At 71.4% G+C, this 14,152-nt stretch carries 1 protein-coding gene; it reads left to right on the top strand.

Annotated elements, in window-relative coordinates:
- Positions 1-14,142: SDR family NAD(P)-dependent oxidoreductase (locus ACGFWI_RS37290; RefSeq protein WP_393910516.1), on the top strand; the 14,142-nt coding region annotated here is incomplete at its 5' end.
- Between the last annotated feature and the right edge of the window lie 10 nt (positions 14,143-14,152).

Genomic DNA, 14,152 nt, shown 5'->3' on the forward strand with positions numbered 1-14,152 from the left:
GCGCCTCAGGCCTCTGATGCCGTCGTGCAGTGGGCGCGGCACGGTGAGTCGGTCGGGTCCGAGGTGGCCCCGGTGGTTGTTGCTGCGGTTCCGGCTGCCCCGTCCGGCACTTCGGCGCCGCAGGCGGCTCAGCTGGCTGCCGCGACGGTGCTGGGTTGGGTGCAGCAGTGGCTCGCCGATCCCGAGACCGACAACGCGCGGTTGGTGATCTGGACCCGGGGCGCGGCCGCCGGGCAGGACCTGGCCGGCGCGGCGGTGGCAGGCTTGGTCCGTTCCGCGCAGTCTGAGCACCCGGGTCGTCTGCTGCTGGTCGATGTCGACCCGGCGGCCGGCCTGGACCCCACCCACGACGCCGACGTGGACACCGTCCTGGCTGCGGTGCTGGATGCCGACGAGTTCGAGGTCTGCGTCCGTCCCGCTACTGACGGCGGGGGAATCGCGGCGTTCGGGCGGCGGCTGGCCCGCGCCAGTGAGTTGGCATTGCCCGGTGGTTCGGGCTGGCGGGTTGAGGTGAGCCAGCCGGGTGACCTGGGCAGTGCCGCTGTTGTCGACGCTCCCGAGGCGGGCGCCGAGTTGTCGGCGGGTCAGGTCCGGGTTGGTCTGCGTGCGGCGGGCGTGAACTTCCGCGACGTGGTCGCCGGGCTGGGAATGGTCGCGGACAACCGAGGCCTTGGTGGGGAAGGCGCCGGGGTTGTCCTGGAGACCGGTCCCGGGGTAGACGACCTGACGGTGGGTCAGCCGGTGATGGGCCTGGTACCGAACTGGGGGCCGGTCGGGATCGTGGACAGCCGCCTGCTTGCCCCGATCCCGCAGGGCTGGTCGTTCCAGCAGGCCGCGGCGGTGCCGATTGGGTTCCTGACGGCGTTCTACGCGTTGCGGGATCTGGCCCAGGTCCGCGCCGGCCAGCGAGTCCTCATTCATGCCGGTACTGGTGGTGTGGGTACGGCTGCGGTGCAGCTGGCAAAGGCGTGGGGCTTGGAGGTCTTCGCCACCGCCAGTCCGGCCAAGCAGTCCGCGTTGCGGGCCATGGGTGTGGACGAGAGCCACATCGCCTCCACTCGTGATCTGGCCTTCTGCGAGCGGTTCCTGGCCGTGACCGGCGGCGAGGGTATGGACGTGGTCGTCAACGCCCTGGCCGGAGAGTTCACGGACGCGTCGCTGCGGCTCCTGCCGCGCGGCGGTCAGTTCGTCGAGATGGGCAAGACCGACATCCGCGACCCCGAGCAAGTCACCCAGACCTACCCCAGAGTGGTCTACCAGGCGTTCGACCTGATGGACGCGGGCGAGCCGCGAGTCGCGGAGATGCTGGCCGAACTCGGGGCGATGTTCGAGGCGGGGACGCTGGTTCCGCCGCCGGTGACGTGTTTCGAGCTGTCGCAGGCTGTGGCGGCGCTGCGGTACCTGCAGGCCGCCCGGCATCTCGGCAAGGTCGTGCTGAACGTCCCGGCCGAGTGGGACCCGCAGGGCACCGTCCTGGTAACCGGTGGAACCGGAATGCTGGGTGGGGAGTTGGCCCGGCACCTGGTCAACGTCCGCGGCATGCGGCACCTGCTCCTGATGTCCCGGCGTGGCCCGGCCGCGCCGGGGGTTGCCCGTCTGGTCGCGGAGTTGGCCCAGTCGGGTGCGGAGGTGCGGGTGCAGGCCGGCGACGCCGCCGACCGCAGCGCCCTCGCCTCGGTCCTGGCGCGGATCGCTCCTGAGCGGCCGCTGACGGCGGTGGTGCATGCCGCCGGTGTGATCGACGACGCCACGGTGGAGTCGCTGACACCTGAGCGCATGGCGACCGTCCTGGCCGCCAAGGCCGACGCGGCGTGGAACCTGCACGAGCTGACCGAAGGCATCGGCCTGGCCGGCTTCGTGCTCTACTCCTCGGCCGCGGCTGTCATGGGCAGTCCGGGGCAGGGGAGTTACGCCGCGGCCAACGCGTTCCTGGACGCACTGGCCACCTACCGTCGCGACCGGCACCTGGCTGGTCAGTCGCTGGCCTGGGGCCTGTGGGCCCAGACCTCGGAGATAACCGGGCAACTGGCCGGCGCTGACCTCTCCCGTCTGCGCCGTGGCGGTGTCCAGCCGCTGACGACCGAGCAGGGCCTCGCGCTGTTCGACGCTGCTACTGCGTTGGGTGCGCCGTTGGCGGTCCCGGCCCGGCTGGACCTGACCGCACTGTCACGTCCGGGACGACCGCTGCTTCCGCTGCTGCGGGGTCTGGCCATGGGCACTCCCGCCCGCCCGACCGCGGCCGTGGCTGCGGACGCGGCCGGCTTGGCGGCCCGGTTGGCCGCGCTCGGTTCCGCTGAGCGTGAGCAGGAGGTTCTGCAGATCGTCCGGGCCGCTGCCGCTGTCGTTCTGGGTCATGCCCGGCCCGGGGACATCGATCCCCAGCGGGCCTTCCGGGACATGGGCATCGACTCCCTGACCGCGCTGGAGCTCCGTAACCGGCTCTCGGCCGAGACCGGCCTGAGCCTTCCCGCCACCCTGGTCTTCGACTACCCCGTTCCTCTGGAACTCGCCCGGCACCTGGTGACAGAGGTGTGCGGGACTGCCGAGGCCGCCGGGGCGGTGTCCGTGCCGGCAGTCCGCATCGGCACGGACGAGCCGGTGGTGATCGTGGGGATGGGCTGCCGCTACCCGGGCGGGGTCGACGACCCGGACGGTTTCTGGCAGCTGGTCGCTGGAGGCTCCGACGGGATGTCGGGCTTCCCGGCGAACCGCGGCTGGGACGTGGACGGCCTGTCTGACCCGGATTCCGGTGATGGGGGTGCGGCTTTTGCCCCGGTGGGTGGGTTCCTGGATGGCGCTGGTGATTTCGATGCGGAGTTCTTCGGGATCAGTCCGCGTGAGGCGTTGGGGATGGATCCCCAGCAGCGGTTGTTGCTGGAGACGTGCTGGGAGGCGCTGGAGGACGCGGGGATCGCCCCGGGTTCGCTGCGTGGCACCGACACCGGCGTCTACGCCGGCATCATCGCCTCGGGATACCGGGCCGGTGAGCAGGACGGTGCTGGTGGTTTTGGCCTGACTGGTACCACGGCGAGTGTGGCGTCGGGTCGGGTGGCGTACTCGCTTGGGCTGCAGGGTCCCGCCGTCTCGATCGACACGGCCTGTTCGTCCTCGCTGACGGCGATTCACCTTGCCGCGCAGGCACTCCGCTCCGGGGAGTGCGGGATGGCCCTGGCCGGTGGCGTCACGGTGATGGCTTCGCCTGGGACGTTCACGGAGTTCGCGCGGCAGCGAGGACTGGCCGCTAACGGCCGGTGCAAGCCGTTTGCGGAGGCGGCCGACGGTACCGGGTGGGGCGAGGGCGTCGGTGTCCTGGTTCTGGAGCGGTTGTCGGATGCGCGTGCTCGTGGGCACCGGGTGTTGGCGGTCGTGGCGGGTAGTGCGGTCAACCAGGACGGGGCCAGTAATGGTCTGTCGGCGCCGAACGGGCCTTCGCAGCAGCGGGTGATCCGGGCTGCGTTGGCGAGCGCAAGGTTGCAGCCGGGTGATGTTGATGTGGTGGAGGCGCATGGCACCGGTACGGCGCTGGGTGACCCGATCGAGGCGCAGGCGCTGCTGGCCACCTATGGTCAGGACCGGCCGGAGGGCCGGCCGCTGTTGCTGGGGTCGGTGAAGTCGAACATCGGCCACACGCAGGCCGCTGCTGGTGTGGCCAGTGTGATCAAGATGGTGCAGGGGATGCGGCACGGCATGTTGCCCCAGACCCTGCACGTGGACGCCCCGTCCTCGCATGTGGACTGGTCGGCCGGGGCGGTGGAGCTGCTGACGGCGCCTCGGGAGTGGCCTGCGGGTTCTGGTCCGCGGCGGGCTGGTGTGTCGGCGTTCGGGATCAGCGGCACCAACGTCCACCTCATCCTGGAACAGCCCGCGCAGGACGTCCCTGCCGTGGATGCTCCTGTCCTGGATGGGCTGGACTCTGCGGGTCCGGTGGCGTGGGTAGTGTCGGCGCGGTCCGGTGCGGCGCTGGCCGCGCAGGCGGGTCGACTGGCGGACTTCGTGGCGGCCCGTCCGGAGGTCGCGGCCAGGGATGTGGCGTTCTCTCTGGCGGTGACGCGGACGACGGCGTTCTCCCACCGGCTTGCGGTGGTCGGCCAGGACCGTGGCCAGCTGCTGGAGGGCCTGACTGCCGCTGCCGCGGGTCAGGAGGCGCCCGGTGTGGTGAGCGGGAGCGTTGGTTCGCTGTCGGTGTCGCGGCCGGTGTTTGTGTTCGCGGGTCAGGGTGCGCAGTGGGCCGGGATGGGCCTGCAGCTGTGGGACGAGGAGCCGGTGTTCGCGGCGTCGATGGAGCGTTGCGCGGGGGCGTTGGCGCCGTTCGTCGACTGGCGGTTGCGTGATGTGTTGGGCGATGCGGAGTTGTTGGCGCGGGTGGATGTGGTCCAGCCCGCGTCGTGGGCGGTGATGGTGAGCCTGGCCGAGTTGTGGCGGGCCTGCGGCGTGGAGCCGGCGGCGGTGGCCGGTCACAGTCAGGGCGAGATCGCGGCGGCGTGTGTCGCGGGCGGCCTGTCGTTGGAGGACGGCGCGCGGGTTGTGGCGTTGCGCAGCCGGGCGTTGGCCGGGCTGGCGGGCACGGGCGGGATGGTGTCGGTGCCCGCCGGACTGGACGAGGTGCGGGAGTGGATCTCCCGCTGGGGCCAGGACTTGTCGGTGGCGGCGGTGAATGGCCCCCGGCAGGTGGTGGTGGCCGGTGCCGCGCAGGCGTGCGCGGAGTTCGCGGACGCCTATGCAGATCGCGGTGCCCGGCGGATTGCGGTGGACTACGCCTCCCACACCGCGCACGTCGAGGCGGTCGAGGACCGTCTGGCCGAGGACCTGGCCGGGGTGTCTGCTGGCAGTAGCCCGGTGCCGTTCTACTCCACGCTCGAAGCACGGGTGGTGGATACCGCCGAGCTTGATGGCGGGTACTGGTTCCGCAATCTGCGTCAGACGGTGCGGTTCGGTGAGGTCATTGCCGAGCTGGCGGCGGAGGGTCACCGGGTGTTCGTGGAGGTCAGTCCGCATCCGGTGCTGGGTATGGCGATCGCGCAGGCCGGTGAGGATCTGGTGGCGGCGGCCAGTTTGCAGCGCGGCGATGGCGGCCGGAGCCGCTGGCTGACCGCACTGGCCGGTGCGTATGCGGCTGGTGTGGAGGTGGACTGGGCAACGGTGACCACCGACGAGGGTCGGGCGGTCAAGGTCGGGCTGCCGACCTACCCGTTCCAGCGTCAGCACTACTGGCCGAAGGCCGTCACCGCTCGTGGGGACGCCTCGTCGATCGGTCTGCAGCGTTCTGGGCATCCGTTGTTGGCGGCGGCGGTGTGGTTGGCCGAGGGTGACGGGCTGGTGTTGACGGGTCGTCTGTCGCTGGCCGCGATGCCGTGGCTGGCCGATCACGCGGTCCACGGCACGGTCCTGCTGCCCGGCACGGCGTTCGTGGACCTGGCGGTCCACGCCGGGGACCTGGCCGGGGGCGGCATGCTGGAGGAGTTGACGCTCCAGGAGCCGCTGGTCCTGTCGGACCATGGCGGCGTGCAGCTGCAGGTCCGTGTCAGTGACGGCGACAGCGGTCCGCGAACGGTCACGGTCTCCTCCCGAGAGGGGGACGGCGAATGGGTTCGGCACGCCGTTGGCGTGCTGGCCCCGGCCGGCAGCGAGCCCGTCCCCGCCCCGCTGGCCGTCTGGCCTCCGGCCGGCGCGGAGTCAGTTCCGGTCGACGACGCCTACGAGAGGCTGGCTCGGCGCGGTTACGGATACGGGCCGGCGTTCCAGGGCCTGCGTCAGGTCTGGCGTGCCGGGGACACCGTCTACGCCGAGGTCGAGCTGCCCCAGGCCGCGGAAGCGGATGTTGCCGGGTTCGGCTTGCATCCCGCTCTGCTCGACGCCGCCCTGCACGGTCTCCTGGCCGCCGGCAGCAGCAATGGCAGTGGCGGGACTGGGCTGCCGTTCGCGTGGTCGGGGGTGCGGCTACTGGCGGGCGGTGCCCGCCACCTGCGAGTGGTCTTGGCTCCCGGGTCAGGTGGGATCTCGGTTACGGCGTTCGACGCTGTCGGTGAACCCGTCTTGCAGGCGCGGTCACTGGCGTTGCGTGAGATTCCGGCCGGTCAGCTCACCGGGGCTGGTCGGCAGGTGCGGCAGTCGCTGTTCACCGTCGACTGGATCCCGCTGCCGGCGCAGGCTTCGACTGGCGCGGTGCAGTGGGTGCGGCACGGCCAGTCAGTCGGCTCCGTGCTGGCGCCGGTGGTTGTTGCGGCCGTGCCGGCTGCCCCGTTCGGGATGTCGGCGCCGCAGGCGGCCCACCTGGCTGCCGCGACGGTGCTGGGTTGGGTGCAGCAGTGGCTGGCCGACCCCGAGACCGACAACGCGCGGTTGGTGATCTGGACCCAGGGCGTAGCCGCCGGGCAGGACCTGGCCGGCGCGGCGGTGGCGGGCCTGGTCCGCTCGGCGCAGTCCGAGCACCCGGGTCGCCTGCTGCTGGTCGATGTCGACCCGTCAGCAGGCCTCTACCCCACCTACGACGCCGACGTGGAGACCGTTCTGGCCGCGGTGCTGGATGCCGACGAGTCTGAGGTCCGCATCCGTCCCGCTACCGACGGCGGGGGAGTCGCGGCCTTCGGTCGACGGCTGGCCCGGGCCTGGACGGAGGAGCCTGGGACCGGGCCCGCCGAGTGGGACCGGCAGGCCACCGTCCTGGTCACGGGTGGAACCGGAACGCTGGGCGGGGAGTTGGCCCGGCACCTGGTGAACGTCCGTGGGATGCGGCACCTGGTGTTGCTGTCCCGGCGTGGCCCGGCCGCGCCGGGGGTTGCCCGTCTGGTCGCGGAGTTGGCACGGTCGGGTGCGGAGGTCCGGGTCCAGGCCGGCGACGCCGCCGACCGCGACGCCCTCGCCCCGGTGCTGGCCAAGATCGCTGCTGAGCGGCCGCTGACCGCAGTGGTGCACGCCGCCGGCGTGATCGACGACGCCACCGTGGAGTCGCTGACACCGCAGCGCATGGCGACCGTCCTGTCGGCGAAGGCCGACGCGGCGTGGAACCTGCACGAGCTGACCGAGGGCGCGGGTCTGGCCGGGTTCGTGTTGTACTCCTCGGCTGCGGCTGTCATGGGCAGCGCGGGCCAGGGGAGTTACGCCGCCGCCAACGCGTTCCTGGACGCGCTGGCCGGCTACCGCCACGATCGGCACCTGGCCGGTCAGTCGCTGGCCTGGGGACTGTGGGCCCAGGCCTCGGAGATGACGGGGCATCTGGAGGGTACGGGCCTATCTCGCCTGCGCCGTGGCGGCATCCAGCCGCTGACGACAGAGCAGGGCCTGGCGCTGTTCGACGCCGCTGCCGCGTTGAGCACACCGTTGACGGTTCCGGCGCTGCTGGACCTGACGGCACTGTCACGCCCTGGAAGGCCACTGCCCCCGCTGCTGCGCGGCTTGGTCGCCGGTGCCCCCGCCCGCCCGACTGCGGCCGTGGCCGTGGCTGCGGCCGCGGACGCGGGTGGCTTGGCGGCCCGGTTGGCCGCGCTCGGTTCCGCTGAGCGCGAGCAGGAAGTCCTGGAGATCGTCCGGGCCGCTGTCGCCGCCGTTCTGGGCCATGCCAGCGCCGAGGACATTGATCCCCAGCGGGCCTTCCGCGAGATGGGCATCGACTCCCTGACCGCGCTGGAGCTGCGCAACCGACTGGTTGCGGAGACCGGCCTGAGCCTTCCCGCCACCCTGGTCTTCGACTACCCCGTCCCTCTGGAACTCGCCCGACATCTGGTGACAGAGGCGTGCGGGACTGCCGAGGCCCTCGGGGAGAGCGCTGTGCCGGTGGTCCGTGTCGGCACGGACGAGCCGGTGGCGATCGTGGGAATCGGCTGCCGGTTCCCGGGCGGAGCCGAAGGCCCGGAGGGTTTCTGGCAGCTGGTCGCCGGAGGCTCCGACGCGATGTCGGGCTTCCCGGCGAACCGCGGCTGGGACGTGGCCGGCCTGCCTGACCTTGAGTCGGGTGATGACGAGGGTGCGCGTTACGCCCCGGTGGGTGGCTTCCTGGACAGCGCCGGTGATTTCGATGCGGAGTTCTTCGGGATCAGTCCGCGTGAGGCATTGGGGATGGACCCCCAGCAGCGGCTGCTGCTGGAGACCTGTTGGGAGGCACTGGAGGACGCTGGCATCACCCCGGGTTCCCTGCGGGGCACCGACACCGGCGTCTACGCCGGCATCATCACGTCCGGCTACCGCGTCGGAGGGCAGTACGGTGCCGGCGGCTACGGGATGACCGGGACTACGGCGAGTGTGGCGTCGGGTCGGGTGGCGTACTCGCTGGGGCTGCAGGGTCCCGCCGTCTCGATCGACACGGCGTGTTCCTCGTCGCTGACGGCGATTCACCTTGCGGCGCAGGCGCTGCGGTCCGGGGAGTGCGGGATGGCGCTGGCCGGTGGCGTAACGGTGATGGCCACCCCGGGTGCGTACCTGGAGTTCGCGCGGCAGCGAGGTCTTGCTGCCGACGGCCGGTGCAAGCCGTTCGCGGAGGCGGCCGACGGCACCGGGTGGGGCGAAGGCGTCGGAGTAGTGGTTCTGGAGCGGTTGTCGGATGCGCGTGCTCGTGGGCACCGGGTGCTGGCGGTCGTGGCGGGTAGTGCGGTCAACCAGGACGGGGCCAGTAATGGTCTGTCGGCGCCGAATGGTCCGTCGCAGCAGCGGGTGATCCGGGCTGCGTTGGCGAGCGCGGGGCTGCAGCCGGGTGATGTCGATGTGGTGGAGGCGCATGGCACCGGTACGGCGCTGGGTGACCCGATCGAGGCGCAGGCGCTGCTGGCGACCTATGGTCAGGACCGGCCGGAGGGCCGGCCGCTGTTGCTGGGGTCGGTGAAGTCGAACATCGGTCACACACAGGCGGCTGCCGGTGTGGCTGGTGTGCTCAAGATGGTGCAGGCAATGCGCCATGGGATGCTGCCCCAGACGCTGCACGTGGATGCCCCGTCTACGCATGTGGACTGGTCGGCCGGGGCGGTGGAACTGCTGACGGCGCCTCGGGAGTGGTCGGCGGGTTCTGGTCCGCGGCGTGCGGGTGTGTCGGCGTTCGGGATCAGCGGCACCAACGTCCACGTCATCCTTGAGCAGCCCACCCAGGACGCCCCTGTCCCGGATGTCTCTGCCGTGGACGGGTCGGCGCCCACCTCTGAGTTGGGGTTGTCCGCGGATCCGGTGGCGTGGGTGTTGTCGGCGCGGTCCGGTGCGGCGCTGGCCGCGCAGGCGGGTCGGCTGGCGGACTTCGTGGCGGCGCGTCCGGAGGTCGCGGCCAGGGACCTGGCGTTCTCTCTGGCGGTGACGCGGACCATGGCGTTCTCGCACCGGCTTGCGGTGGTCGGCCAGGACCGTGGCCAGCTGCTGGAGGGCCTGACTGCCGCTGCCGCGGGGCAGGAGGCGCCTGGTGTGGTGAGCGGGGTTGCTGGTTCGCTGTCGGTGTCGCGGCCGGTGTTTGTGTTCGCGGGTCAGGGTGCGCAGTGGGCCGGGATGGGCCTGCAGCTGTGGGACGAGGAGCCGGTGTTCGCGGCGTCGATGGAGCGCTGTGAGCAGGCGTTGGCGCCGTTCGTCGACTGGCGGTTGCGTGATGTGTTGGGCGATGCGGAGTTGTTGGCGCGGGTGGATGTGGTCCAGCCCGCGTCGTGGGCGGTGATGGTCAGTCTGGCCGAGTTGTGGCGGGCTTGCGGCGTGGAGCCCGCCGCTGTGGCCGGTCACAGTCAGGGCGAGATCGCGGCGGCGTGTGTCGCGGGCGGCCTGTCGTTGGAGGACGGCGCGCGGGTTGTGGCGTTGCGCAGCCGGGCGTTGGCCGGGCTGGCGGGCACGGGCGGGATGGTGTCGGTGCCCGCCGGACTGGACGAGGTGCGGGAGTGGATCTCCCGCTGGGGCCAGGACTTGTCGGTGGCGGCGGTGAATGGCCCCCGGCAGGTGGTGGTGGCTGGAGACGCGCAGGCATGCGCGGAGTTCGCGGACGCCTACGCCGATCGCGGTGCTCGGCGGATCGCGGTGGACTACGCCTCCCACACCACGCATGTCGAGGCGGTCAGGGAGCGTCTGGCCGAGGACCTGGCCGGGGTGTCTGCTGGCAGTAGCCCGGTGCCGTTCTACTCCACGCTCGAAGCACGGGTGGTGGATACCGCCGAGCTTGATGGCGGGTACTGGTACCGGAACCTGCGTCAGACGGTGCGGTTCGGTGAGGTCATTGCCGCGCTGGCGGCGGAGGGTCACCGGGTGTTCGTGGAGGTCAGTCCGCATCCGGTGCTGGGCATGGCGATCGCGCAGGCCGGTGAGGATCTGGTGGCGGCGGCCAGTTTGCAGCGCGGCGATGGCGGCCGGAGCCGCTGGCTGACCGCACTGGCTGGTGCGTATGCGGCTGGTGTGGAGGTGGACTGGGCCGCGGTGACCGCCGACGGCGCGAGGAAGGTTGCACTGCCGACGTATCCGTTCCAGCGTCAGCACTACTGGCCGAAGGCTGTCATTGGTCGTGGGGATGCTTCGTCGGCTGGTCAGCAGCGGGTCGGGCATCCGTTGTTGGCGGCGGCGGTGTGGTTGGCCGAGGGTGACGGTCTGGTGTTGACGGGTCGTCTGTCGCTGGCCGCGATGCCGTGGCTGGCCGATCACGCGGTCCACGGCACGGTCCTGCTGCCGGGTACGGCGTTCGTGGACCTGGCGGTCCACGCCGGCGATCTGGCCGGGTGCGGCACGCTGGAGGAGTTGACGCTCCAGGAGCCGCTGGTCCTGTCGGACCATGGCGGCGTGCAGCTGCAGATCCAGGTCGGCGACAGTGACGGCGACAGTGGTCGGCGAAGCATCACGGTCTCCTCCCGCGAAGGGGAGGGCGAGTGGGTTCGGCACGCGGTCGGCGTGCTGGCCCCGGCGGATGGTGAGCCCGTTCCGGCTCCGCTGGGGGTCTGGCCTCCGGCCGGCGCGGAGCCGGTTCCGGTCGACGATGCCTACGAGAGGTTTGCCCAGCGCGGTTACGGCTATGGGCCGGCGTTCCAGGGGCTGCGTCAGGTGTGGCGTGCCGGGGACACCGTCTACGCCGAGGTCGAGCTGCCTGAGGTTGTCGAAGCTGATGCTGCTGGGTTCGGCTTGCATCCCGCTCTGCTCGACGCCGCTCTGCACGGTCTCCTGGCTGCCGGCACCAGCGATGGCAGTGGGGGGACGGGACTGCCGTTCGCGTGGTCGGGGGTGCGGCTGCTGGCGGGCGGTGCCCGCCACCTGCGAGTGGTGCTGGCCCGCGGGTCGGGTGGGGTCTCCGTGACAGCGTTTGACGGTGTCGGTCAGCCGGTCTTGGAGGCACGGTCGTTGGCGCTGCGTGAAGCCTCGGCCGGTCAGCTCAGCGGCTCTGGTCGGCAGGTGCGGCAGTCGCTGTTCACCGTGGACTGGGTCCCGCTGACGACATCTCAGGCCTCTGATGTCGCAGTGCAGTGGGTTCGCCACGGCCAGTCGGTCGAGTCTGAGTTGCCTCCGGTGGTTGTTGCTGCGGTTCCGGCTGCTCCGTCGGGGGCGTCGGCGCCGCAGGCGGCTCAGCTGGCCGCCGCGACGGTGCTGGGTTGGGTGCAGCAGTGGCTCGCCGACCCCGAGACCGACGGTGCGCGGTTGGTGATCTGGACCCAGGGTGTGGCTGCTGGGCAGGATCTGGCCGGCGCGGCGGTGGCAGGCTTGGTCCGTTCCGCGCAGTCTGAGCACCCGGGGCGTCTGCTGCTGGCCGATGTCGACCCGTCAGCCGGCCTGGACCCCACCCACGACGCCGACGTGGACACCGTCCTGGCCGCGGTGCTGGATGCCGACGAGCCTGAGGTCCGCATTCGTCCCGCTACTGAGGGCGGGGGAATCGCGGCGTTCGGGCGGCGGCTGGCCCGCGCCGGTGCGTCCGGTGAGTTGGTGCTTCCCGGTGGTTCGGGGTGGCGGGTTGAGGTGGCTCAGCCGGGTGACCTGAGCAGTGCGGCTGTTGTCAACGCTCCCGAGGCGGGCACCGAGTTGTCGGAGGGTCAGGTCCGGGTCGGTCTGCGTGCGGCGGGCGTGAACTTCCGCGACGTGGTCGCCGGGCTGGGGATGGTCTCTGACGGCCGGGTCCTCGGTGGGGAAGGCGCCGGGGTTGTCCTGGAGACCGGTCCTGGGGTGGACGGCCTGACGGTGGGTCAGCCGGTGATGGGTCTGGTGCCCGGTTGGGGGCCGGTCGGGATTGTCGACAGCCGGTTGGTGGCCGCCATCCCGCAGGGTTGGTCCTTCCAGCAGGCTGCGGCAGTGTCGGTAGGGTTCCTCACCGCGTTCTACGCGTTGCGGGATCTGGCCCAGGCCCGTCCCGGGCAGCGAGTCCTCATTCATGCCGGGACCGGTGGAGTCGGCACGGCTGCGGTGCAGTTGGCCAAGGCGTGGGGCTTGGAGGTCTTCGCGACTGCCAGTCCGGCCAAGCAGTCCGCGTTGCGGGCCATGGGTGTGGACGAGACGCATATCGCCTCCACTCGTGATCTGGCCTTCTGCGAGCGGTTCCTGGCCGTGACCGGTGGAGAGGGTATGGACGTGGTCGTCAACGCCCTGGCCGGGGAGTTCACGGACGCGTCGCTGCGGCTGCTGCCGCGCGGCGGTCAGTTCGTTGAGATGGGCAAGACCGACATCCGCGACTCCGAGCAGGTCGCCCAGACCTACCCCGGGGTCGCCTACCAGGCGTTCGACCTGATGGACGCCGGTGTGCCGCGGATCGCGGAGATGTTCGCTGAGCTGGGGGCGATGTTCGAGGCGGGGACGGTGGTTCCGCCGTCGGTGACGTGTTTCGAGCTGTCGCAGGCGGTTGCGGCGTTGCGGTATCTGCAGGCGGCCCGGCACCTGGGCAAGGTGGTGGTGAACGTCCCGGCCGAGTGGGACGGGCATGGCACGGTGCTGGTCACGGGTGGAACGGGGACGCTGGGTGGGGAGTTGGCCCGGCACCTGGTGGATGCCCGTGGCATGCGGCACCTGCTGCTGATGTCGCGGCGCGGCCCGGCCGCGCTGGGGGTTGCCCGTCTGGTTGCGGAGTTGGCACGGTCGGGTGCGGAGGTGCGGGTGCAGGCCGGCGACGCCGCCGACCGCGACGCCCTCGCCTCGGTCCTGGCGCGGAGCACGGCTGAGCGGCCGTTGACCGCGGTGGTGCACGCCGCCGGTGTGATCGACGACGCTACCGTGGAGTCGCTGACACCGCAGCGCATGGCGACCGTCCTGGCGGCCAAGGCCGACGCGGCGTGGAACCTGCACGAGCTGACCGAGGGCGCGGGCCTGGCCGGCTTCGTCCTGTACTCCTCGGCCGCAGCTGTCATGGGCAGCGCGGGCCAGGGGAGTTACGCCGCGGCCAACGCGTTCCTGGACGCGCTGGCCGCCTACCGCCGCGACCGGCACCTGGCCGGTCAGTCGCTGGCCTGGGGGCTGTGGGCCCAGGCCTCGGAGATGACGGGGCATCTGGAGGGTGCGGGCCTGTCGCGTCTGCGGCGCGGTGGTGTTCAGCCGCTGACGACCGAGCAGGGCCTGGCGCTGTTCGACGCTGCTACTGCGTTGGGTGCGCCGTTGGCGGTCCCGGCCCGACTGGACCTGACCGCGTTGTCACGCGCTGCAGGGCCAGTGCCTGCGCTGCTGCACGGCTTGGCTGCTGGTGGTGTCTCCGCACGCCCGACCGCGGCTGTGGCTGCGGACGCGGGTGGCTTGGTAGCCCGGTTGGCCGCGCTGTCTCCCGCCGATCGTGAGCAGGAAGTCCTGCAGATCGTCCGGGCCGCCGCGGCCGTTGTCCTGGGTCATGCCCGACCCGGGGACATCGATCCCCAGCGGGCCTTCCGCGAGATGGGCATCGACTCCCTGACCGCGCTGGAGCTCCGTAACCGGCTCTCGGCCGAGACCGGCCTGAGCCTTCCCGCCACCCTGGTGTTCGACCACCCCGTCCCCCTGGAACTCGCCCGGCACCTGCACGACCAGCTGGTACCGCGCCAAGCCGGCGCCATTGAGACTGCCCTGGCAGATCTGGACGGTCTGCGCGCTGTGTTGTCGGCTGTGCCCCTCGACGATGCCGATCGCGGGCGGATCACAGAACAGTTGTATGCCCTCATGGCGGACTGGCGGGTGCAGGGATCAGAGGCGGACGACGAGGACGACCTGGACTCGGCCACGAACGAGGATCTGTATCAGATCGTCGAGCGTGGGCTCGATAAGTAGCTGAATTGTC

Origin of the sequence: Streptomyces sp. NPDC048434 (assembly GCF_043200375.1) — a bacterium.
Classification (GTDB): Bacteria; Actinomycetota; Actinomycetes; order Streptomycetales; family Streptomycetaceae; genus Streptomyces.